The organism is Streptomyces sp. NBC_01241 (assembly GCF_041435435.1).
Taxonomy (GTDB): domain Bacteria; phylum Actinomycetota; class Actinomycetes; order Streptomycetales; family Streptomycetaceae; genus Streptomyces.
The window spans coordinates 5,890,813-5,912,445 of record NZ_CP108494.1 but is presented as its reverse complement, the minus strand read 5'-3'; the positions used below and the strand labels follow the sequence as shown (position 1 = coordinate 5,912,445).

At 69.5% G+C, this 21,633-nt stretch carries 20 protein-coding genes; 4 read left to right on the top strand and 16 right to left on the bottom strand.

What is annotated here, in order from left to right:
* Nucleotides 1-41 precede the first annotated feature (41 nt).
* From OG306_RS26625 to OG306_RS26615, 3 genes are all read right to left on the bottom strand, one after another.
* The gene (locus tag OG306_RS26625; protein ID WP_266905394.1) at nucleotides 42-2,576 is read right to left on the bottom strand and encodes an ATP-binding protein; all 2,535 of its coding nucleotides are present in this window, start codon (nucleotides 2,574-2,576) and stop codon (nucleotides 42-44) included.
* 230 nt (nucleotides 2,577-2,806) lie between these two features.
* A complete protein-coding gene (locus OG306_RS26620) occupies nucleotides 2,807-3,130 on the bottom strand; it encodes an STAS domain-containing protein (protein ID WP_250967584.1) in 324 nt (107 codons plus the stop codon).
* Nucleotides 3,131-3,366: 236 nt separating this feature from the next.
* On the bottom strand, nucleotides 3,367-4,215 hold the full coding sequence (locus tag OG306_RS26615) for a 3-hydroxyacyl-CoA dehydrogenase family protein (RefSeq protein ID WP_266748607.1): 849 nt from the start codon (nucleotides 4,213-4,215) through the stop codon (nucleotides 3,367-3,369).
* A gap of 287 nt (nucleotides 4,216-4,502) precedes the next feature.
* Between OG306_RS26615 and OG306_RS26610 the strand changes: the two genes are divergently transcribed.
* Nucleotides 4,503-5,075, top strand: a complete 573-nt coding sequence (locus tag OG306_RS26610) for a cob(I)yrinic acid a,c-diamide adenosyltransferase (protein WP_266748606.1) — start codon at nucleotides 4,503-4,505, stop codon at nucleotides 5,073-5,075.
* A 95-nt stretch (nucleotides 5,076-5,170) separates the two neighbouring features.
* On the opposite strand, the gene OG306_RS26605 is transcribed toward OG306_RS26610, so the two are convergent.
* Nucleotides 5,171-5,713 carry a hypothetical protein gene (locus OG306_RS26605; RefSeq protein WP_266748605.1) on the bottom strand — a complete coding sequence of 181 codons (543 nt, stop codon included), beginning with the start codon at nucleotides 5,711-5,713 and terminating at the stop codon, nucleotides 5,171-5,173.
* 151 nt (nucleotides 5,714-5,864) lie between these two features.
* On the opposite strand from OG306_RS26605, the gene OG306_RS26600 reads away from it, so the two are divergent.
* The 3 genes from OG306_RS26600 (at nucleotide 5,865) to OG306_RS26590 (ending at nucleotide 9,749) form a co-directional block, all read left to right on the top strand.
* Nucleotides 5,865-7,061, top strand: coding sequence for a sensor histidine kinase (locus OG306_RS26600; protein ID WP_266752451.1), 1,197 nt, complete (start codon nucleotides 5,865-5,867; stop codon nucleotides 7,059-7,061).
* Nucleotides 7,058-7,708: a response regulator gene (locus OG306_RS26595; RefSeq protein WP_266748604.1), complete on the top strand. Its 651-nt coding sequence runs from the start codon at nucleotides 7,058-7,060 to the stop codon at nucleotides 7,706-7,708. Before OG306_RS26600 ends, OG306_RS26595 begins: the two co-directional genes overlap by 4 nt.
* A 169-nt stretch (nucleotides 7,709-7,877) precedes the next feature.
* Nucleotides 7,878-9,749, top strand: coding sequence for a glycosyl hydrolase family 18 protein (locus OG306_RS26590; protein WP_371665672.1), 1,872 nt, complete (start codon nucleotides 7,878-7,880; stop codon nucleotides 9,747-9,749).
* A gap of 98 nt (nucleotides 9,750-9,847) precedes the next feature.
* On the opposite strand, the gene OG306_RS26585 is transcribed toward OG306_RS26590, so the two are convergent.
* The 12 genes from OG306_RS26585 to glyA all read right to left on the bottom strand — a co-directional run bounded on the left by OG306_RS26585 (nucleotide 9,848) and on the right by glyA (nucleotide 21,185).
* The gene (locus tag OG306_RS26585; RefSeq protein WP_266752449.1) at nucleotides 9,848-10,294 is read right to left on the bottom strand and encodes a DUF2550 domain-containing protein; all 447 of its coding nucleotides are present in this window, start codon (nucleotides 10,292-10,294) and stop codon (nucleotides 9,848-9,850) included.
* 141 nt (nucleotides 10,295-10,435) lie between these two features.
* Nucleotides 10,436-10,810: a F0F1 ATP synthase subunit epsilon gene (locus OG306_RS26580; protein ID WP_266748601.1), complete on the bottom strand. Its 375-nt coding sequence runs from the start codon at nucleotides 10,808-10,810 to the stop codon at nucleotides 10,436-10,438.
* Nucleotides 10,811-10,920: 110 nt separating this feature from the next.
* Nucleotides 10,921-12,363 (bottom strand): F0F1 ATP synthase subunit beta, encoded by a 1,443-nt coding sequence (gene atpD, locus OG306_RS26575; protein ID WP_266748600.1) that lies wholly within the window; start codon nucleotides 12,361-12,363, stop codon nucleotides 10,921-10,923.
* Nucleotides 12,363-13,280: a F0F1 ATP synthase subunit gamma gene (locus OG306_RS26570; protein ID WP_266748598.1), complete on the bottom strand. Its 918-nt coding sequence runs from the start codon at nucleotides 13,278-13,280 to the stop codon at nucleotides 12,363-12,365. The genes atpD and OG306_RS26570 overlap by 1 nt, the downstream gene beginning before the upstream one ends.
* Nucleotides 13,281-13,283: 3 nt before the next feature.
* Complete coding sequence (gene atpA / locus OG306_RS26565) at nucleotides 13,284-14,855, bottom strand: F0F1 ATP synthase subunit alpha (protein WP_266748597.1); 1,572 nt, start codon at nucleotides 14,853-14,855, stop codon at nucleotides 13,284-13,286.
* Between the two features lie 138 nt (nucleotides 14,856-14,993).
* The gene (locus OG306_RS26560) at nucleotides 14,994-15,809 is read right to left on the bottom strand and encodes a F0F1 ATP synthase subunit delta (protein WP_266748596.1); all 816 of its coding nucleotides are present in this window, start codon (nucleotides 15,807-15,809) and stop codon (nucleotides 14,994-14,996) included.
* Nucleotides 15,806-16,351 (bottom strand): F0F1 ATP synthase subunit B, encoded by a 546-nt coding sequence (locus OG306_RS26555; RefSeq protein ID WP_266748595.1) that lies wholly within the window; start codon nucleotides 16,349-16,351, stop codon nucleotides 15,806-15,808. Before OG306_RS26555 ends, OG306_RS26560 begins: the two co-directional genes overlap by 4 nt.
* 37 nt (nucleotides 16,352-16,388) lie before the next feature.
* Complete coding sequence (locus tag OG306_RS26550) at nucleotides 16,389-16,622, bottom strand: F0F1 ATP synthase subunit C (protein WP_072483720.1); 234 nt, start codon at nucleotides 16,620-16,622, stop codon at nucleotides 16,389-16,391.
* A gap of 72 nt (nucleotides 16,623-16,694) precedes the next feature.
* The gene (gene atpB / locus OG306_RS26545; protein WP_266752447.1) at nucleotides 16,695-17,531 is read right to left on the bottom strand and encodes a F0F1 ATP synthase subunit A; all 837 of its coding nucleotides are present in this window, start codon (nucleotides 17,529-17,531) and stop codon (nucleotides 16,695-16,697) included.
* A 210-nt stretch (nucleotides 17,532-17,741) separates the two neighbouring features.
* Nucleotides 17,742-18,179, bottom strand: a complete 438-nt coding sequence (locus tag OG306_RS26540) for a hypothetical protein (RefSeq protein ID WP_266748593.1) — start codon at nucleotides 18,177-18,179, stop codon at nucleotides 17,742-17,744.
* Between the two features lie 262 nt (nucleotides 18,180-18,441).
* Nucleotides 18,442-19,827, bottom strand: a complete 1,386-nt coding sequence (locus tag OG306_RS26535) for an MraY family glycosyltransferase (RefSeq protein WP_327258758.1) — start codon at nucleotides 19,825-19,827, stop codon at nucleotides 18,442-18,444.
* Nucleotides 19,828-19,919: 92 nt separating this feature from the next.
* Nucleotides 19,920-21,185: a serine hydroxymethyltransferase gene (gene glyA, locus OG306_RS26530; protein WP_266748590.1), complete on the bottom strand. Its 1,266-nt coding sequence runs from the start codon at nucleotides 21,183-21,185 to the stop codon at nucleotides 19,920-19,922.
* Nucleotides 21,186-21,633 lie beyond the last annotated feature (448 nt).

The following is a 21,633-nucleotide window of genomic DNA, read 5'->3' as shown; positions in this document are numbered from 1 at the left end:
ACGTGTACGTCACGTCCGGCGTTCGGCGTCCACGGGGCGGTTCAGACCACGAGGGGGCCACTGTCCCCACTCGCTGCCGCCGCCGGTGACGACGACGTCAGCGAGGGCCCGCTCGCCGAGTCGGACGTGGCGGGCTCGGTCGGCTCGGGCTCGGTCGCCGTGTCCGTCGGGCTCGGGGAGTTGGTGTCCGAGGGGCTCGGGGGCGGGCTGCTCGGCTTCGTCGGCGTGGGCTTCGTCGGGCTGGGCGACCTGCTCGGCCCGGTCGGCCCCTGCGACGACGGCCGGCCGCTGGACGGCGCGGCCGACGACGGGGTGTCGCCCGGCTCCGCCGAGCCACCGGACGGCGTACCGCTCCCGCTCGGCGTGACCTCGCTGCCCGAGGAGCCCGGCGCCACCGCGGCGCCGCTGGACGCCGGGCCCGCGGGGGCCGAACCGTCCGATGGCCCGTCCGCCGGGGCCTCGTTGCCGCTGTCGTCCTGGCTCACCGAATCCTCGCTCGTGACCCCCGGATTCCCCTGCGCATCGCCGCCGGAGGTCAGCCCCAGCACCACCACCGTGCCGAGCACACCGGCCAGGAGCACGCCCGCGCCCACCGCGACGGAATTGCGACGGGCCTTGCCCAGCACCGCCGGGCGGCCTCCCCGCGCACCTCCGGCGGCCGAGGGGGCGCCCTGCCGGGCCATCACCGCGGTGGCCTCCTCGTACGGCCGCGACAGCGTCTGCGTCACGCCTGTCGTCGGACCGACGGGCGGCCGCACCGGCTCGTCCGGCCACGGGACCGGCCCCTCATCGCCCACCGGCGCGAGAACGTCCGGCAGCGAGCCGCCGGAACGGTCCGCGACCAGGGCGAGCGCGCGCCGCCCGGCCACCGCACCGGACTTGTCGGCGAGCGCCCCGCGCATGCTGATCGAGGTCTCCAGCTCCGCCCTGGCCCGGTCCGGATTGCCGGTGCAGAGCGCGAGAACACCCAACTCGTGGTGGAAATACGCCTCTTCGGCGACCTCTCCGGCGATCCTGGCCGCCTCCTGACCGAGCCGCAGGGCCCTCTCCCAGGCGCCCCAGTGCAGTCCGGCGGCGAAGGCGGGAGAGGCGCTGCGGGCCAGCAGCACGGCCGCACTGGTCTGCCCCGCCCCCTCGCCGGGGACAAGCTGCGTCATGGCCGCGACGATGGCGTCCGCCTCGGCGGTCACCCGCGCGGGGGTGACCGAGGGGTGACCGGCCCACCAGGCGTAGTGCTGGACCGCCGTCCGGGCCCGGTCGGTGCTGTCCCCGTCGTATCCGGCGGCCGCCAGCTGGGCGGCGACTGAGGCGGCCAGCCGGTAGCGGGGGCCGGCCGGGGAGAGCAGTCCGCAGCCGGCCAGCTCACCGAGCGCGGCGTCGGCGTGGGTGTCCCCCACGAGCGCCGGCAGATGCGCCTGGTGCGGCACCTCGCCGCCGAGCGCGACCGCGAAGCGCAGGGTGTCGCGGGCGGCCCCGCTCAGCCGCGAGGCGAGCAGTGCGGCGGGCGCCGCACCCTCGCCGAGGCTGGGCAGCGGTATGTGGACGCCGTCGATGTCCTCGTCGTGCCCGAAGGGCGCCTCGGTGGACCGGAGGTCGAGGCCGTCGTACGCCTCGGGGTCGGTGCGCAGCATGTCGCGCTGGCGCAGCAGGGCGCCCGCCTGGACGAAGCGCAGCGGCAGCCCCTCCGACTCGAACCAGAGGTCTCCCGCCCAGTTCGCCTCCTCGTCGGTGAGCGCTCGCTCGACGACGTTCTCCAGCAGTTCGAGCGAGGAGCCGCGTCCGAGGCCCGCGAGGACGACCTCTTCGAGGTGCGAGTCGCCGGTGGGTGCGGCAACGTCCGGAGTCGTCGCGAACAGGAAGGCGCACTCGGGCGTGGCGTCGAGCAGCTCCTCCAGGGCGGCCCCGCCGAATTCCAGGTCGTCGAGTACGACGACGGCGCCGATGGTCCGGACGCTGTCGAGGAGATCTGCGCGGTCGGGCCGGTGCAGCGGCGCCTCGTACACGGCCTCGAAGAGCCCGTACAGCAGGTCGGTGGCGGTCCGCTTGTGGCCGCAGAGCCGTACGACCCCGTCCGGCGCGAGGTCCGCGCAGTCGGCGGCGACAGCGTCCAGCAGTGCCGTACGGCCGGATCCGGCCGGTCCGGTGAGCCGCACCGAGTGGCCGCGGGCCAGCAGGCGCGCCAGCCGTTCGCGTTCTTCCGCGCGCTCCAGGAGGGGCAGTTGCGGGGCGGGCGGCCCCGCAGGCACGGGCGGTGCGGTGGCGCGTTCGCGGTCGGTGCGCTCGGCCGCGGTGCGCCGGGCCGGCGGGTCGGGCTGCTCCCCAGGCGGGCACAGCTCGACCTCGCTGCCGTCGACCGGATTGACGGTGAGGAGGTAGTCGCCCGATATGAGCCGTACGACACGCGCCTGCTGCGGCGTCTGCTGGCCGAAATCCGGCGCGACGGGGCCTCCCCTGCTGCCCGAACGGAGCTGAGAGCCCGGGGACACGTCGCCGGACGGCCGGCGCCGGCCGTCCGGCGTGCCGAAGCCGTCGTTCTCCCGGCCGTACTCTTCCGGTCCCCGGTGTGTCGGGTCCATCGACAAAGCCCCCAGACGCGTAGCGCACGATTGCCCCTCCCGGCCTCGCACGCCCTGCTGTCGCTTCTGGTCCGGTGTCCGCCCGGTGGGTTCCGTCAATCGGCGGACGGCCGAACCCTAAACCGTCGCACGGTGTACCCGCACAGTCGGGGGGCCACGCCGCCCGAAGCGCACGTTCTCGTGCGGAATGTGCGCCCCCGGTCGCGCCGCGCGACCGGGCCGGACCGGCCCTACACGCGGGGCAGGGAGTCCGCGGCGATCCCGCCTTCGATGGCCAGGATGCGGTGCAGTCGGGTCGCCACCAGCAGGCGCTGCATCTGCGGCGGCACACCGCGGAGCACCAGCCGTCGTCCGGCCCGGCCGGCCCGGCGGTGTGCGCCCATGATGACGCCGAGTCCGGTGGCGTCCCAGGAATCCAGCTCGGTCAGGTCGAGCACCAGGTCGCCGACTCCGTCGTCGAGGGCCGAGTGCAGGACCGTACGGGCGTCCGCCGCGCTTCGGACATCGAGGCGGCCCCCGACGACCAGCTCGGCGTGGTCGCCCCTGATGTGCATATGCGCTCCCCGGGATTACTCCGTTGCAAGGTTCGTCTGTCTGTTCTGTCTCTTCCACAACTGACTGCGGCAGCGACAGGGAAGTTGCCGTCTGTAAGCGAACCGATATCGGATTCACTCCGTTGAGTGACCGAGGCCCGGCACGGACCCGTGCGGATCCGCTGATTCCGGGTAGCTCCCCCCGGTCTCCGGGCCTGATCGACGGCAGATCAGGCAAACCGGTGGACCGAAAACGATCAGTACGTGTAGAAGCCCTGCCCGCTCTTGCGGCCGATGTCACCTGCATCCACCATCCGGCGCATCAGCTCCGGTGCGGCGAACTTCTCGTCCTGCGACTCGGTGTAGATGTTGCTCGTCGCGTGCAGCAGGATGTCGACGCCGGTCAGGTCCGCGGTGGCCAGGGGCCCCATGGCGTGGCCGAAGCCCAGCTTGCAGGCGGTGTCGATGTCCTCGGCCGAGGCGACGCCGGACTCGTACAGCTTGGCGGCCTCGACGACGAGCGCCGAGATCAGCCGGGTGGTGACGAAGCCGGCCACATCGCGGTTCACGACGATGCAGGTCTTGCCGACGGACTCGGCGAACTCCCGTGCGGTGGCGAGGGTTTCGTCGCTGGTCTTGTAGCCGCGTACGAGTTCGCAGAGCTGCATCATGGGAACCGGCGAGAAGAAGTGCACACCGACGACCCGCTCGGGGCGCTCCGTCACGGCCGCGATCTTCGTGATCGGGATGGCGGAGGTGTTGGAGGCGAGCACGGCGTCGTCCCGGACGATCTTGTCGAGGGCCCGGAAGATCTCGTGCTTGACCTCCAGCTTCTCGAAGACGGCCTCGACGACGACATCCGCGTCGGCGACCGCGTCGAGGTCGGTGGTGGTGGTGATGCGGGCGAGCGCGGCATCGGCGTCGGCCGCCGCCAGCTTCCCCTTGGAGACGAACTTGTCGTACGAGGCCTTGATGCCGTCGCGTCCACGGGTCAGGGCCTCGTCGGTGACATCCCGCAGCACGACGTCCCAGCCCGCCTGGGCGGAGACCTGCGCGATGCCGGATCCCATGAGTCCGGCTCCGATGACGGCGAGCTTCCTGGCCACGTGTACACCCCTCGGTTTCTGTTCGCCTCCGCGGCTGGTCGCCGCACGGCCGGTCCTGCCCCTTGTTCACATGCTCTCCGGCGGAGATTAGTACCCGCGAGGGGTCCTGGGGCGGGGAAGAGATGCGCGTCACGTCTCACATGACGGACATCACACCGGGACACGTCATTCGGCAGCGCGCCGGGCGCAGTTGAGGGTTCTCGCACCGCGAGCGTCTCCGCCGGGCCGGTGCGCGACCGGCGCCCCTCCCCGCAGGCGTTGCCCCGTCGCGTCACTAGGCTGGCGGCATGGTCAATCTGACACGTATCTACACCCGCACCGGCGATCAGGGCACCACCGCCCTCGGCGACATGAGCCGGACCGCCAAGACCGATCTGCGGATCTCCGCGTACGCCGACACCAATGAGGCCAATGCCGTCATCGGTACCGCGATCGCGCTCGGACAGCTCTCCGAGGACGTCGTGAAGGTTCTCGTCCGCGTGCAGAACGACCTGTTCGACGTGGGCGCGGATCTGTCGACGCCGGTCGTCGAGAACCCGAAATACCCGCCGCTGCGGGTCGAGCAGAGTTACGTCGACAAGCTGGAGGCGGACTGCGACCACTTCCTCGAACAGCTGGAGAAGCTGCGCAGCTTCATCCTGCCGGGCGGTACGCCGGGGGCGGCGCTGCTGCACCAGGCGTGCACCGTGGTCCGGCGGGCCGAGCGGTCCACGTGGGCGGCGCTGGAGGTGCACGGCGAGGTGATGAACGCGCTGACGGCGACGTATCTCAACCGGCTCTCCGACCTGCTGTTCATCCTCGCGAGGACGGCGAACAAGGAGGTCGGCGACGTGCTGTGGGTGCCGGGCGGCGAGCGGTAGCCGGGGCGCCGGACGGGGAACGGTAGCCGGAGGCGCCGGGCGGCGAGCGGTAGCCGACGGCGCCGGACGGGTGCGGTCCACGCCCGTCCGGCCACTCAGCGGCCGGCCGGCTCCCGTTTCGGGAACACCGTGTAGCTCCCGGCGATGACCACGTTGATCCCGATCACGAACAGCATCCTCTGCTGCCACGCCTGGAGCGACGTCACGTCGCCGTCCCCGCCCACGTACCAGACCGCCGCCTGGAGCAGCGCCAGCGCGACCGTCGCCGCGACCGTCCAGCGCGCCGCGACCCGCCACTCGTGCGCCGCCCGGGCCATCCCGTACCTCGGCGGCTTCACCGGCGGCGGGCCGCCCGCGAAACGGTGGGCGACCCGGGCGTCCACCCAGCGGATCGTGGAGTGGCCGAGCCCCACCGTGAAACCGATGTAGACCGCGGCGAGCCCGTGTTTCCAGTCGGGCTCGGCCCCGTTCTTCAGGTCGATGGCCGTGACCACCAGCAGTACGACCTCCAGCAGCGGCTCGCACAGCAGCACGGCCGCGCCCAGACGCGGCTTCTTCGCCGGGTACCGCAGCGCGAGCCCCACGGCCAGCAGCACCCAGAAGGCGACTTCGCAGAGCACGATCAGCGTGAGGATCACGGCGCTTCTCCTTCCCGTCGCCTCCAGCCTTCCGGCCGAGCTACCCGAAATCGTCGTCGGCAGTGACGAACCGCGGCTGCATCCTTCGATGTACTCGGGCCTCACCCCCGGTAGGGAGGTCCGGGGCCGGGCCGCCGTGTTGGATGGGAGGGTGTTCTCCTTCTCCCGGCCGCACCGCCACGACGTACTCATCGCCGCCATCGGTCTCTTCGGCGGTCTGTTCCTGTGGGTGCTCGGGCTGCACATGCAGGGCGACCGGCCCTTCGTCGCACCGTGGGTCTCCCTGCTGCCGCTCGCCGTCGTCTCGGGTCTCGAACTGGTACGCAGGAACGCCCCGCAGGCGGCGCTGGTCATCGGCACGCTCGCGCTGGTCGCGGACCAGTTCACGGTCGGGAATCTGGCGACGGTGCTGATGTTCACCGACCTGATGTACGCGGCCGTGCTGTACGGGACACCGTCCGCCGCCCGTCGCATCCCGGTGACCACGTTCCTGATCACGGTCGCGGTCACGATCGGATTCCTGACCTGGTTCCGTAACCCGCAGGCGCTGCTCATCGGCGTCGTCACGGGCATGGTCTCCTTCCTGCCCGCCATCACGGGGGTCAGCGTCCGCAACCACCGGGACGCCGCCGAGGCCGCCCTGCTGCGCGCCGATCAGACCGCGCTGCTGGCCGAGATGGACCGGACGCAGGCGGTGACCGCGGAGCGCGCCCGGATGGCCCGAGAGCTGCACGACATGGTGGCCAACCATCTTTCCGCCATCGCCATCCACTCCACCGCCGCGCTCTCCATCGACGAGCCGGACACCTCGCGCGAGGCGCTGGGTGTGATCCGCGAGAACAGCGTCGACGGTCTCGCCGAGATGCGCCGGCTGATCGGGCTGTTGCGCACCGGTGGCGCGAACCCGGAGCCGAGCACCTCGCCGACGCTCGCCTCGCTGGACGCGCTGATCGGGCAGGCCCGTACGAACGCCGCGGCGAGCGGTCTGACCTGTGTCTTCGAGGACGTCCGCGACGAGCGGGGGCCGCTGCCCGCACCGGTCGAGCTGGCCGCGTACCGGATCGTCCAGGAGTCGCTGACGAACGCGCTCAAGCATGCCGCGCCCGGCCCGGTGGTGGTGCGGCTCGGGTGGGCCGGGCCGCTGCTCGCCGTGGAGGTGAGCAGCGTGTTCGGTGACCGTGCCGGGCCGCGCGCGCCCGGCTCGGGGGCCGGTCTGGTGGGTATGCGGGAGCGGGTGGTGCTGCTCGGAGGAGCGATCGAGGCGGGTCCGGTGCGCACCGGCGACGGACCGATGATCTGGCGGGTACGCGCCGAACTGCCCGTGGCGGAAGGGAATGTGAGGGCATGACGATCCGGGTGGTGGTCGCCGAGGACCAGTCGGCCGTCCGTGCGGGGCTGGTGCTCATTCTGCGCAGCGCGCGGGACATCGAGGTCGTGGGCGAGGCCGGGGACGGCGAGGAGGCGGTGCGGCTGGCCCGCGAGCTGCGGCCCGATCTGGTGCTGATGGACGTGTCGATGCCGCGGCTCGACGGGGTGTCGGCGACCGCACAGGTGGTGGCCGAGGGACTCGCGGACGTGCTGGTGCTGACGACCTTCGATCTGGACGAGTACGTCTTCGGGGCGCTGCGGGCGGGGGCGGCGGGGTTCCTGCTGAAGAACACCGAGGCACGCGATCTGCTCGAAGCGGTACGTACGGTGGCACGCGGCGAGGGGCTGATCGCCCCGGCCGTGACGCGCCGTCTGATCGCGGAGTTCGCGGGGAACACCCCCGTACGGCCGGTGAACGCGCCCGATCCTGCGGTACTTGACGCGCTCACCCGGCGGGAGCGCGAGGTGCTCGGTGCTCTGGGCGCGGGGCTGTCGAATGCCGAGATCGCGGTCCGGCTCTCGATGGCCGAGGCGACGGTGAAGACGCACGTCAGCAGGTTGCTGGGCAAGCTGGAGCTGCGCAGCCGGGTCCAGGCGGCGGTGCTGGCACGGGAGTTGGGTGTCTGAGGTTTAGCTCCGAACGTTGGTCTGGACCTCTTGACGATTGGTCCAGACCTTCCTAATCTCACCGAGCACACTGCGGTGAGCACGCCATGACAAGGCATGCTCAGGGCGGCGCAGGGTTTGCAGCCCACGGACCACCCCCGTTTGTCCGGACCTCACCCGAGGAGCACCGTTGAGCACTGAAACCCCCCTGCACCGGACCCGATTCAGATTCGGGACCGGCAGAGCCACCAGATCCAGAGCCGTCGCGGGCCTCACCGCGCTGCTTCTTCCGCTCGCCGCGATGGTCGGCCTGGCCGCCCCCGCCGAAGCCGCCACCTCGGCAACCGCCACGTACCTCAAGAAGTCCGACTGGGGCAGCGGTTTCGAGGGCCAGTGGACGGTGAAGAACACCGGCACCACCGCCCTCTCCTCCTGGACCATCGAGTGGGACTTCCCCTCGGGCACCGCGGTCGGCTCCGCCTGGGACGCCACCGTCACCGGCTCCGGAACCCACTGGACCGCCAAGAACGCCGGCTGGAACGGCTCGGTCGCACCGGGCGCCAGCGTCTCCTTCGGCTTCAACGGCACCGGCTCCGGCGCCCCCACCGGCTGCAAGCTGAACGGCGCCTCCTGCGACGGCGGCAGCGTCCCCGGCGACAACGCCCCCTCCGCCCCGGGAACCCCCACCGCGAGCTCCATCACCGACACCTCGGTCAAGCTGAGCTGGACCGCGGCGACCGACGACAACGGCATCAAGAACTACGACGTGCTGCGCGACGGCGTCGTCGTCGCCACCGTCACCGGTACGACGTACACCAACACCGGTCTCACCGCGGGCACGGACTACTCGTACACCGTGCAGGCCCGTGACACCGCCGGCCAGACCGGTCCGGTCAGCGGCGCGGTCAAGGTCCACACCACCGGTGGCGGCGGCAACCCCGGCACCGGCGGCAAGGTCAACCTCGGCTACTTCACCGACTGGGGCGTCTACGGCCGGAACTACCACGTCAAGAACCTGGACACCTCGGGTTCGGCCGCGAAGATCACGCACATCAACTACGCCTTCGGCAACGTGACCGGCGGCAAGTGCGCGATCGGTGACTCCTACGCCGACTACGACATGGCGTACACCGCCGACAAGTCCGTCGACGGCGTCGCCGACACCTGGGACCAGCCGTTGCGCGGCAGCTTCAACCAGCTGCGCAAGCTCAAGGCGAAGTACCCGAACATCAAGGTGCTGTGGTCCTTCGGCGGCTGGACCTGGTCCGGCGGCTTCGGTGAGGCCGCGAAGAACCCGGCCGCGTTCGCCCAGTCCTGCTACAACCTGGTGAAGGACCCCCGCTGGGCCGATGTCTTCGACGGCATCGACATCGACTGGGAGTACCCCAACGCCTGCGGCCTGACCTGTGACACCAGCGGCCCGGCCGCACTGAAGGGCATCACCTCGGCGCTGCGCGCGAAGTTCGGCAGCAACAACCTGGTGACGGCCGCCATCACCGCCGACGCCTCCACCGGTGGCAAGATCGACGCCGCCGACTACGCGGGCGCCGCCCAGTCCCTGGACTGGTACAACGTGATGACGTACGACTTCTTCGGCGCCTGGGACGCGAAGGGCCCGACCGCCCCGCACTCCCCGCTCACCTCCTACAACGGCATCCCGCAGGCCGGCTTCAACTCCGCCGACGCCATCGCCAAACTGAAGGCGCAGGGTGTCCCGGCCTCGAAGCTGCTGCTCGGCATCGGCTTCTACGGCCGCGGCTGGACCGGCGTCACCCAGGACGCGCCCGGCGGCACCGCCACCGGAGCGGCCCCCGGCACGTACGAGGCCGGCATCGAGGACTACAAGGTCCTCAAGACCAGCTGCCCGGCCACCGGAACAGTCGCCGGTACCGCGTACGCGCACTGCGGCACCAACTGGTGGAGCTACGACACCCCGGCCACCATCGCGTCCAAGATGACCTGGGCGAAGGGCCAGGGCCTGGGAGGCGCGTTCTTCTGGGAGTTCAGCGGTGACACCAGCAACGGCGAACTCGTCGGCGCGATCAACAACGGTCTGAAGTAGTCCCCCACTCAGTACCGCGCACCACCCCGAAAAGCAGCCGGGGAGACGGGTCCGCCCCCTGTCTCCCCGGCTTTTCGCGTGCTGCTGTTTGAAAGACTCTAGGCGACGTTGACCCGCTGGCCGGGCGGAGCCGCCTCCAGCCAGGCGAGGAATCCGGTCAGCGCGTCCTCGCTCATGGCCAGCTCCAGGCGGGTCCCACGATGAAGACAGCCGAGCACCACGGCGTCCGACAGGAGTGCCAGCTCCTCCTCGCCCTCGGGCAGCCGACGGGCGACCACCTCGATCGCGGAACGCTCCAGGCCCCGGCGCGGGCGCAGAGCGTACGAGAAGACCCGGAACCAGTCGATCCGGTCTCCGCTGTACCGGGCGACGCCGTACACCCAGCCCTTGCCCGAGAGATCGGGCTCCTCCGGCACATTCCATCGCAGGCTGCAGTCGAAGGTCCCACCGGAGCGCTGAATCAGCCGCCGGCGCAGACCGAAGACGAAGAGTCCAACCACGACCAGTGCGACGACCAGCCCGCCCACCCACAGCGCGAGGAACATCTCCACCGACCTCCTCGCGTCGTCGAGTAACGGATACCGCCAGAACTACAACTGCACCTGCATCGCCTCAGCCGCGGCCCGGTCTGGAGGGGTCTCCAGCTCGGGCCGCGGCTGAGGGTAAAGCTACGTGGTCGCGGTGCGCTAGGGCGCCGACACCGCACGCAGTCGCACTTCGGCGCGCCGCTCAGAGGCGGCGTCCGTGTCCGACTTCGCACGCTCCAGCGCACGCTCGGCGCGCTGGACATCGATCTCGTCCGCCAGCTCCGCGATCTCCGCGAGCAGCGAGAGCTTGTCGTCCGCGAACGAGATGAAACCGCCGTGCACAGCGGCGATCACGGTCGCACCGTCGCTCGTACGGATCGTCACCGGGCCCGATTCCAGCACACCCAGAAGCGGCTGGTGACCGGGCATGACGCCGATGTCGCCGGACGTGGTGCGCGCGACGACCAGGGTGGCCTCGCCGGACCAGACACTGCGGTCCGCGGCGACCAGCTCGACGTGCAGCTCAGCAGCCAAGGGTGGCTCCTCGGGTCACCACCCGGCCGTTCATGCCGGGTGTTGGGTCAATTCTACGGGGCGTGGTGAGGGGGACGGGACGCACCCGTCCCCCTCGGTGAGCCATGGGCTCAGGAGACGCCGAGCTCCTTGGCCTTGGCCTTGAGGTCATCAATGCCGCCGCACATGAAGAACGCCTGCTCCGGGAAGTGGTCGTACTCACCGTCGCAGATCGCGTTGAACGCGGCGATCGACTCGTCGAGCGGCACGTCCGAACCGTCCAGGCCGGTGAACTGCTTCGCGGCGTGGGTGTTCTGCGACAGGAAGCGCTCGACGCGACGGGCACGGTGGACAACGAGCTTGTCCTCCTCGCCCAGCTCGTCGATACCGAGGATCGCGATGATGTCCTGGAGGTCCTTGTACTTCTGCAGGATTCCCTTGACACGGCTGGCCGCGTCGTAGTGCTCCTGCGTGATGTAGCGCGGGTCCAGGATGCGGGACGTGGAGTCCAGCGGGTCCACGGCCGGGTAGATGCCCTTCTCGGAGATCGGACGGGAGAGCACCGTCGTCGCGTCGAGGTGGGCGAACGTGGTGGCCGGGGCCGGGTCGGTCAGGTCGTCCGCGGGGACGTAGATCGCCTGCATCGAGGTGATCGAGTGACCACGCGTCGAGGTGATGCGCTCCTGGAGCACACCCATCTCGTCGGCCAGGGTCGGCTGGTAACCCACTGCGGACGGCATACGGCCGAGCAGCGTGGAGACCTCGGAACCGGCCTGAGTGAAGCGGAAGATGTTGTCGATGAAGAGCAGCACGTCCTGCTTCTGCACATCGCGGAAGTACTCCGCCATGGTCAGGGCGGACAGCGCGACCCGCAGACGGGTGCCCGGCGGCTCGTCCATCTGGCCGAAGACCAGCGCGGTCTTGTCCAGGACGCCGGAGTCGGTCATCTCGTCGATGAGGTCGTTGCCCTCACGGGTGCGCTCACCGACACCGGCGAACACCGACACACCCTCGTGCAGCTTCGCCACACGCATGATCATTTCCTGGATGAGGACCGTCTTGCCGACGCCCGCACCACCGAACAGACCGATCTTGCCGCCCTTGACGTACGGGGTCAGCAGGTCGACGACCTTCAGGCCGGTCTCGAACATCTCGGTCTTGGACTCGAGCTGGTCGAAGGCCGGGGCCTTGCGGTGGATCGGCCAGCGCTCGGTGATCTGCGCCTCGGCCTCCGGCTCGTTCAGGATCTGACCGAGGGTGTTGAACACCTTGCCCTTGGTGATGTCACCGACCGGGACGGTGATGCCCGCACCCGTGTCGGTCACCGAAGCCTGGCGGACCAGACCGTCGGTGGGCTGCATCGAGATCGCGCGGACCACGCCGTCGCCCAGGTGCTGGGCGACCTCGAGGGTCAGCGTCTTACGGGCGCCGGCCTCGGCCGGGTCCGCTACCTCGACGTGCAGGGCGTTGTAGATCTCCGGCATCGCGTCGACGGGGAACTCCACGTCGACGACCGGGCCGATGACCCGGGCGACGCGGCCCGTGGCAGCGGCCGTCTCAACTGTCGTCGTCATTACTTGTCACTCCCCGCGGACGCGTCGGCCAGAGCACCTGCACCGCCGACGATCTCGCTGATTTCCTGGGTGATTTCGGCCTGGCGGGCCGCGTTGGCAAGCCGGGAGAGGCTCTTGATCAGATCCCCGGCGTTGTCGGTCGCCGACTTCATCGCGCGGCGGCGGGCGGCGTGCTCGGAAGCGGCTGCCTGCAGCAGTGCATTGTAGATACGGCTCTCGACGTAGCGTGGCAGAAGGGCGTCGAGGACGTCCTCGGCCGACGGCTCGAAGTCGAACAGCGGAAGGATCTCGCCCTTCGTACCGCTCTCTTCAGCAACCTTGTCGAGCGAAAGCGGCAGCATCCGGTCGTCGACCGCGTTCTGCGTCATCATCGACACGAACTCGGTGAAGACGATGTGCAGTTCGTCGACGCCGCCCTCGGCCGAGTCCTTCTGGACGGCCTCGATCAGCGGCGCAGCGACGTTCTTGGCATCCGCATACGCCGGGCTGTCGGTGAAGCCGGTCCAGGAGTCTGCGACCTTGCGCTCGCGGAAGCCGTAGTAAGCGACACCCTTGCGGCCGACGATGTACGTGTCGACCTCCTTGCCCTCACCTGCGAGCCGCTCCCGGAGCCGCTCCGCCGCCTTGATGGCGTTGGAGGAGTAGCCGCCGGCCAGACCGCGGTCGCTCGTGATGAGCAGAACCGCGGCGCGGACCGGGGACTCGGCCTCGGTGGTGAGCGGGTGCTTGGTGGTGGAGCCGGTCGCCACCGCGGTCACCGCGCGGGTGAGCTCGGTCGCGTACGGCATCGACGCCGCCACCTTGCGCTGCGCCTTGACGATGCGCGAGGCGGCGATCATCTCCATCGCCTTGGTGATCTTCTTGGTCGCGGTGACGGCTTGGATGCGGCGCTTGTAAACGCGAAGCTGAGCGCCCATCGATCAGCCCTCGCCCAGGAGCTTGCCGTCCGAGGTCTCGAACTGCTGCTTGAAGGCGGCGATCGCGTCAGCGATCGACTGCAGCGTGTCGTCGGACATCTTGGCGCCCTCGGCGATGCTGGTCAGGAGGTCCTTGCGCTCACGGCGCAGGTACTCCAGCAGCTCGCTCTCGAAGCGACGGATGTCCTCGACCGGGACGTCGTCCATCTTGCCGGTGGTACCGGCCCAGACGGAGACAACCTGCTCCTCGACCGGGAACGGGGCGTACTGCGGCTGCTTCAGCAGCTCGACCATGCGCTTACCGCGCTCCAGCGACGCCTTCGAGGCCGCGTCCAGGTCGGAACCGAAGGCGGCGAACGCCTCCAGCTCGCGGTACTGGGCGAGGTCGACACGGAGTCGGCCGGAGACCTGGCGCATCGCCTTGTGCTGGGCGGAGCCACCGACACGGGAGACCGAGATACCGACGTTCAGGGCCGGGCGCTGGCCGGCGTTGAACAGGTCGGACTCCAGGAAGCACTGGCCGTCGGTGATGGAGATGACGTTGGTCGGGATGAACGCCGACACGTCGTTCGCCTTGGTCTCGACGATCGGGAGGCCCGTCATCGAACCGGCACCCATGTCGTCGGAGAGCTTGGCGCAGCGCTCCAGCAGACGCGAGTGGAGGTAGAAGACGTCGCCCGGGTAGGCCTCACGGCCCGGCGGACGGCGCAGCAGAAGCGACACGGCGCGGTAGGCGTCGGCCTGCTTCGAAAGGTCGTCGAAGATGATCAGGACGTGCTTGCCCTGGTACATCCAGTGCTGGCCGATGGCCGAACCGGTGTACGGCGCAAGGTACTTGAAGCCGGCCGGGTCGGACGCCGGGGCGGCGACGATGGTCGTGTACTCGAGCGCGCCGGCCTCTTCCAGGGCACCACGCACGGAGGCGATGGTGGAACCCTTCTGACCGATGGCGACGTAGATGCAGCGCACCTGCTTGTTCACGTCGCCCGAGCGCCAGTTGTCGCGCTGGTTGATGATCGTGTCGACGGCCAGAGCGGTCTTACCCGTCTGACGGTCACCGATGATCAGCTGACGCTGGCCGCGGCCGATCGGCACCATGGCGTCGACGGCCTTGTAGCCGGTCTGCATCGGCTCGTGCACCGACTTGCGGACCATGACGCCAGGGGCCTGCAGCTCGAGGGCGCGGCGGCTGTCGGTCGCGATCTCGCCGAGACCGTCGATCGGGTTGCCGAGCGGGTCGACGACGCGGCCGAGGTAGCCCTCGCCCACACCGACGGAGAGCACCTCACCGGTGCGCTGCACCGGCTGGCCCTCTTCGATACCGCTGAACTCGCCGAGAACGATCGCACCGATCTCGCGCTCCTCGAGGTTGAGGGCGAGACCGAGGGTTCCGTCCTCGAACTTCAGCAGCTCGTTCGCCATGGCCGAGGGAAGACCCTCGACCTTCGCGATGCCGTCGCCGGCAACGCTGACCGTACCGACCTCCTCGCGCGAGGCCGCGTCCGGCTTGTACGACTGGACAAAGTTCTCCAGCGCGTCCCGGATCTCCTCCGGCCGGATCGTGAGCTCCGCCATCTGGGTTCCCTGCTCTCCTTGTTGGGCCCGAAGTTTCTTAAGGGGGTCTGGGGGCCGACCCCCAGGAATCTTCTGCAATTTCTGCACGGCCCAACCGGGCCGCTGGTCTTGCTCTGTTCTGTTGCTGCGCTGTGCTCGTCAGCCGGCCATGCGACGGGTCGCCTCTTCGAGACGCTCCGCGATGGTGCCGTTGATGACCTCGTCACCGACCTGCACCGCGATCCCGCCGAGGACCGTGGGGTCCACATCGAGATTCAGGTGCATCGGCCGGCCGTAGATCTTCGCCAGCGCGGCGCCGAGGCGCTGCTTCTGCTGATCGCTCAGCGGTACTGCCGAGGTCACCACGGCGACCATCCGGTTCCGGCGCTCCGCGGCGAGCTTGGAGAGGGACTCGAGTCCCGCTTCAAGGCTACGTCCACGCGGCTGGGTCACCAGCCGCACGACCAGGCGCTCGGTGGCGGGCCTTGCCCTGCCGCCGAGCAGGCTGCGCAGCAGCTCACCCTTGGCCAGGGCGGACCCGGACCGGCCGGTGAGCGCGGCGCGCAGTTCCTTGTCGGAGGAGATGATCCGGCCGAACCGGAACAGCTCGTCCTCGACGTCGTCGAGGTCTCCGCTGCTCTGGGCGGCGGTGAGGTCTGCGATGTTCGCCAGTTCCTCGACCGAGTCGACCAGGTCACGCGACTGCGACCAGCGGGAGCGGATCATGCCGGAGATCAGGTCGACGGCCTCGCCGCCCACCTGACCGCGCAGCAGCCGTCCGGCCAGCTCGGCCCGGGCCTCGCCGGCCTGCGACGGGTCGGTGAGGACCCGTCGCAGTGAGACCTCGCGCTGGAGCAGCGCCGTGACGGCGGCCAGCTCCTCGGCGAGCTTCGCCGCGTCGACCGACGTGTTGTCGGTCAGCGCGTCGAGACGCTCACGTGCGGCAGCCAGTGCCTCGCGGCTCGCGCCGTTCATCGGACGGCCTCGGCCTTCGCCTCGAGCTCGTCGAGGAAACGGTCGACGGTGCCGCTCTGCCGGGCGTGGTCCTCGAGGGACTCGCCGACGAGCTTGCCGGCCAGGTCGGTGGCGAGCTTGCCCACGTCCTGACGCAGCGCGGAAGCCGCGGCCTTGCGGTCGGCCTCGATCTGGGAGTGGCCGGCAGCGATGATCTCCTCGCGCTGCCGCTGGCCTTCCGCCCGCATCTCCTGCAGGATCACGGCGCCCTGCTCCTGTGCCTCCTGGCGCAGGCGCGCGGCTTCGTGGCGGGCCTCGGCGAGCTGAGCCTTGTACTGCTCAAGCACGCTCTGGGCCTCGGTCTGGGCCGCATCGGCCTTTTCGATACCGCCTTCGATGGCCTCGCGACGCTCTTCCAGAACCTTGTTGATGTTCGGGAGGAGCTTCTTGGCGAGGAAGCCGAAGACGATGACAAAGGCGATGAAGCCAATGACGAGCTCAGGGATCGGCGGGACAAGCGGGTTTTCCGGCTTCTCCGCCGCGAGCTGAACCAGAGGGTTCACGTCAGTGCCTTCCGTCGGATGGTCTGTTCCCGATCAGTCAGGAGGTCGGGTAGACGAACGGCATGACCAGACCGATCAGGGCGAGCGCCTCACAGAAGGCGAAGCCGAGGATCTGGTTGGCGCGGATCAGGCCGGCAGCCTCGGGCTGACGGGCGAGTGCCTGCGTGCCGTTACCGAAGATGATGCCGACGCCGACGCCGGGGCCGATGGCGGACAGGCCGTAACCAACGGAGCTGAGGGAACCGGTGACGGCGGCAAGGGTCTGGGACATGCCAGTTCTTCCTTCTCTTTCACGGACCGGCGGGGGTTGGCCACCGGACGACTGGGGGTATGGGAGGCGCGATCAGTGGTGCTCGGCGACAGCGCCCTGGATGAAGGTGCACGCCAGGAGCACGAAGACGTATGCCTGAACGGCCTGGATGAAGAGCTCGAAGGCCGTCATCACGATGACCATCACGAACGACACACCCGCGTAGGCGATACCGATGCCGTTCAGCAGGTACCAGCTGGCGATGGTGAAGAGCAGCAGCAGCGTGTGGCCCGCGAACATGTTCGCGAAGAGTCGGACCGCGTGGGTGAAGGGGCGGACCAGGACGTTCGAGAAGAACTCGATGACCATGATCAGCGGCAGGACCCCGCCGAGCGACTTGTCGTAGCCGGTCAGGTTCTTGAAGCCACCGACGAAGCCGTGCCTCTTGAACGTGATGCTCATCCAGAGGACGTAGACGATCAGAGCCAGAGCGGCCGGGTACGCGATGACCGACGTCACCGGGAACTGGGCGAGCGGGATGATCGACCAGAGGTTCATCATCCACACGAAGAAGAAGATCGACACCATCAGCGGGACGTACTTCTCGCCCTCGCGCTTGCCGAGCGTCTCGTAGACGATGCCGCGGCGGACGAAGTCGTAGCCGGCCTCGGCGACCATCTGCAGCTTGCCCGGAACGACCTTCGGCTTACGGAAGGCAGCCCAGAAGAAGCCGACGATGATGACCGTACCGAGGAGCGCCAGCAGCATCGTCTTGTTGAAGTAGACGTTGCTGTTCGCGTCACCGAAGATCGGCTCGAACAGGAAAGAGTGCAAGCCAGGACCCGGGAAACCACAACCGGAGAAGATGTGGCAATCGGTCTCGAAGGCGAGCACCTGTGTCGGGTCAGCACTCACCGCGGGCTCCTTCAGCGTGGCGCATAGGTACGGCAACCTCGTTGTGTCGGCGCGGCGCGCAGCCGCGGTTCGGCACTGGACTGGTGTTACGGATGTGTGAGCGGCAGTCAGGCATTGAGCCTCGCGATCGAGCAGGCGTCAGCTCACATGCCCGCGCCCGCAGTGCCGCAGTTGGAACCGGACGATAGCAGGGTCCCGGACTCGCACTTATTCCGCCCCTACCCTTCACGTCTTCGACCCGGTGTTCTTGGGCTTTTCGCCCTTGTCGGACTCGGGTTCGACGTAAAGGATCTTGGCCTTCATGTGCGCACGCGTCTGTGCGCCGATCCACACGAGAGTCGTCGCGACCAGCGTGATCGCGAAGGCCCTCGGGTTGAACATGGTGGTGTTCTTGAATACGGCGACGAAAACGAACAACAGGAGAAGCTGAGTCGTATACAGCATCAGCCCCATCGCCTGGAACAGGTGGGGCAGGGACCGCGCGGTCCGTTGCAGGACCATGAGTCCGATCCCCATGAAGAGGATCACCACGATCGTCGCAACGACCGCGCCCAGGGCTCCCTTGCCGCCGGCAACGCCACCACTGACGGCGGCAGCAACAGCGCCGGCGACAGCGGTGGGTACGGCGGCTTGAAGGAGAGTCCGGACGTCGTTGGACGGCATGGCGGCAGCTCCGCTTGCAGGGGGTGGGCAGTGTGTCGTCATGGACGAGCGTAGGCCCGGTCCGAGTCGATGCCTCGGGCCGATGGACCGTGGCACTCAGGTCCTTCGACTCCGTTACCGGGCATCGTGAACGGTATCACAAACTATTTGATGAGGTCTTTACCAAGAAAGTGTGCCCGCTGTCACACACGTGGGCGAACCCGCGCGTGTGAGCAAGGCAACTCGACGTCTTGTCTGGTATTGCCCCTCGATGACCGAATCGTCAACGTGCTGAATCAGCCGTGTCTCTGTCCGAAAGACGCGAACGGGGGCCGATCGCGGTCGCCCCGTTGACGCCGGAAACTCCCACGACGACCGGGGCCCTCTCCTGGAGCTCGTACCCCTCCTGCCCCATCTGCGTGTCCAGGGGCCGCTGTTGGGCCTCGCCCGGAGCCGATGGTTCCGCGCCGGGCATCCCGTCCTTGCCGCGGCGCCGACGGTAGCGGGGCGGTACGAACCGTTCCGCCCAGTACGGCGCCTGCGGGGTGAACCGGGGCATCAACAGCAGTACGAGGCCCAGCGCGCTCAGCCCCATGATGACCAGCACGATCCACAGGGACGCCGAGTGCACGGAGTAACCGACCGCGCCGAAGGCGATCAGCGCCGACCAGAAGTACATGATCAGCACGGACCTGCTGTGCGAATGGCCGATCTCCAGCAGCCGGTGGTGCAGATGGCCGCGGTCCGCCGCGAACGGCGACTGGCCGTTCCAGGTACGCCGCACGATCGCCAGCACCAGGTCGGCGGCCGGGATCGCGATGATGGTCAGCGGCAGCAGCAGCGGGATGAACACCGGCAGCATCGCGTGGGTGGCCTCGCGCTCGCTGCCCGCGAAGAGCTTCATCGTGTCCGGGTCGACCTGCCCCGTGACGGAGATCGCGCCCGCCGCCAGCACGAGGCCGATCAGCATCGAACCCGAGTCGCCCATGAAGATCCGGGCCGGATGCATGTTGTGCGGCAGGAAGCCCAGGCACATGCCCATCAGGATCGCCGTGAAGAGCGTCGCGGGGGCCGCGGCCTCGATCATGTGCCCGTACCAGAGCCGGTACGTGTACAGGAAGAACGCGGCGGAGGCGATGCAGACCGTGCCCGCCGCGAGACCGTCCAGACCGTCGACGAAGTTGACCGCGTTGATCGTGATGACGACCATGGCGACGGTGAGCAGGGTGCCCTGCCACTGAGTGAGCGCGACGGTGCCGACGCCGGGGATCGGCAGCCACAGGATCGTCAGGCCCTGGATCACCATGACCGCGGCGGCGATCATCTGCCCGCCGAGCTTGATCAGTGCGTCGATCTCGAACTTGTCGTCCAGCACACCGATCAGCCAGATCAGCGCGGCCCCGGAGAGCAGCGCCCGCGGCTCGTTGGAGAGTTTGAAGACCCAGTCGAGGTTGTACAGATGCGCCGCGACGATCAGCCCCGCGCACAGCCCGCCGAACATGGCGATGCCACCGAGCCGCGGTGTCGGTTCTCGGTGGACGTCACGCGCACGGATCGCGGGCATCGCCCCGACCGCGATGGCGAATTTACGCACCGGGCCGGTCAGCAGATAGGTCACCGCGGCCGTGACACAGAGCGTCAGCAGGTAATCACGCACGGGCTGCCCCACAGATTTCGCCGGCCATCTCAGCCCACACCTTAACGAGGTGGGACCCGTGGTTGAGGACACGGAGGACGGGCCGATGGTTGCACGGACCAGGTCTACGCCGGATAGGGCGGATATTTCCGGGCCAGCTCCCGGACCTCCGCCCGGATGTCGCCCTCCTCACGCACCGCCGCTCCGAAGAGCGCCGCCAGCCGCGCCATGTCGGCGACGTCCATGCCCTGGGTGGTGACGGCCGCGGTGCCCAGCCTGACGCCCCGGGCGTCCCCGTACGGAAGCGCGCAGGTGTCCAGCACCAGGCCGGCCGCTGCCAGCCGGGCGCGGGCGACCGGGCCGTCGACGCCGAGCGGGGCCGGGTCCGCGACGATCAGGTGGGTGTCCGTGCCGCCCGTGGTGATCTCGAAGCCCTCGGCCGCCAGGCCGGCGGCCAGCACCCGGGCATGGGCCACCACACGATGGGCGTAGTCCGCGAACGCGGGCGTGGCCGCCTCCCCGAACGCGACGGCCTTCGCAGCGACCGTGTGCATCTGCGCGCCCCCCTGCGTGAAGGGGAAGACCGCGCGGTCGATGCGCTCGGCCAGCTCCGCACCGCACAGGATCATCCCGCCGCGCGGACCGCGCAGCACCTTGTGCGTGGTCGCGCAGACCACATCGGCGTACGGCACCGGGCTCGGCGCCGCTCCCCCGGCGATCAGTCCCATCGGGTGCGCGGCGTCGGCGATGAGGTACGCGCCCACCTCGTCCGCGATGTCCCGGAAGTGTTCGTAGTCGGGATGGCGGGGGTACGAGATCGAGCCGCTGACGATCGCCTTGGGGCGGTGCGCACGGGCCAGGGTGCGCACCTGCTCGTAGTCGATCAGGCCGCTCTCGGAGTCGACCCCGTATCCGATGAACTCGAACCAGCGGCCGGAGAAGTTGGCGGGCGAGCCGTGGGTGAGATGTCCGCCGTACGGGAGTCCCATCGCGAGCACCGTGTCGCCGGGGCGCAGCAGGGCCGCGTACGCGGCGAGGACGGCGGAGGAGCCGGAGTGCGCCTGAACGTTGGCGTGTTCGGCGCCGAAGAGCTCGGTGGCCCGTCGGCAGGCGATGCGTTCGGCGGCGTCGGCGTGCTCGCAGCCGCCGTGGTAGCGGGCGTCGGGGTAGCCCTCGGCGTACTTGTTGGCGAGCGGTGAGCCGAGGGCGGCGAGGACCGCGGGCGAGGTGAAGTTCTCGGCGGCGATCAGCTGCAGGGTGGTCGACTGCCGGTGCAGCTCGCCCAGGAGCACGGCGGCGATCTCCGGATCTTCCCGGAGCAGGGCGCCGAAGTCCTGCGGCAGGCTGGTCCCGGCGTCGGAGGGGGGTGCGGCAGGAGTGGTGACCGGCATCGGGAAGCTCCGGGCCTGGGGAGGGGTGCGCTTGGGTCAGCTCCAAATGTAGGCCCGGAAGGGGCCCCCTGCCCGCTGTACGGCGACGTCGTACACCCGCCCGGCCCCCCCTAGTGCCGGGTCCGGACGTACAGCCGTCGGAGTGGCGCTGGAGCGGTCTGCGCTCAGCGCGGGGCCGGTACGCCGGTGAACACCGTTCCGGACACGCCGCTAAGCCCCGGAGGGCCTCCCGGGCTTCGGCCCGCTGCGCCGGCCTCCGGCCGCCGGGACGGGCGGCAGGACCGCGTCCTCAGTGGCTGGCCGTGATGCCCGTCAGGGCCGTCACGACCGGGTCGAGGGCCTGGTCGAACACCATTCCCGACGCGCCCCTCGCACCACTCGGCCCCAGGGGGCCTCCCGGGCTTCGGCCCGCTGCGCCGGCCTCCGGCCGCCGGGACGGGCGGCAGGA

Bases quoted from the DNA above. Each gene is read 5' to 3' on its own strand.
- glyA (WP_266748590.1), bottom strand. From the start codon at position 21,185: ATGCCGGTCACCACTCCTGCCGCACCCCCCTCCGACGCCGGGACCAGC.
- OG306_RS26560 (WP_266748596.1), bottom strand. From the start codon at position 15,809: ATGAACGGCGCGAGCCGCGAGGCACTGGCTGCCGCACGTGAGCGTCTC.
- OG306_RS26585 (WP_266752449.1), bottom strand. From the start codon at position 10,294: ATGTTCCTCGCGCTGTGGGTGGGCGGGCTGGTCGTCGCACTGGTCGTG.
- OG306_RS26625 (WP_266905394.1), bottom strand. From the start codon at position 2,576: ATGGACCCGACACACCGGGGACCGGAAGAGTACGGCCGGGAGAACGAC.
- OG306_RS26570 (WP_266748598.1), bottom strand. From the start codon at position 13,280: ATGGGCGCTCAGCTTCGCGTTTACAAGCGCCGCATCCAAGCCGTCACC.
- atpD (WP_266748600.1), bottom strand. From the start codon at position 12,363: ATGACGACGACAGTTGAGACGGCCGCTGCCACGGGCCGCGTCGCCCGG.
- OG306_RS26610 (WP_266748606.1), top strand. From the start codon at position 4,503: ATGGTCAATCTGACACGTATCTACACCCGCACCGGCGATCAGGGCACC.
- OG306_RS26620 (WP_250967584.1), bottom strand. From the start codon at position 3,130: ATGCACATCAGGGGCGACCACGCCGAGCTGGTCGTCGGGGGCCGCCTC.
- OG306_RS26550 (WP_072483720.1), bottom strand. From the start codon at position 16,622: ATGTCCCAGACCCTTGCCGCCGTCACCGGTTCCCTCAGCTCCGTTGGT.
- OG306_RS26540 (WP_266748593.1), bottom strand. From the start codon at position 18,179: ATGCCGTCCAACGACGTCCGGACTCTCCTTCAAGCCGCCGTACCCACC.
- OG306_RS26595 (WP_266748604.1), top strand. From the start codon at position 7,058: ATGACGATCCGGGTGGTGGTCGCCGAGGACCAGTCGGCCGTCCGTGCG.
- atpA (WP_266748597.1), bottom strand. From the start codon at position 14,855: ATGGCGGAGCTCACGATCCGGCCGGAGGAGATCCGGGACGCGCTGGAG.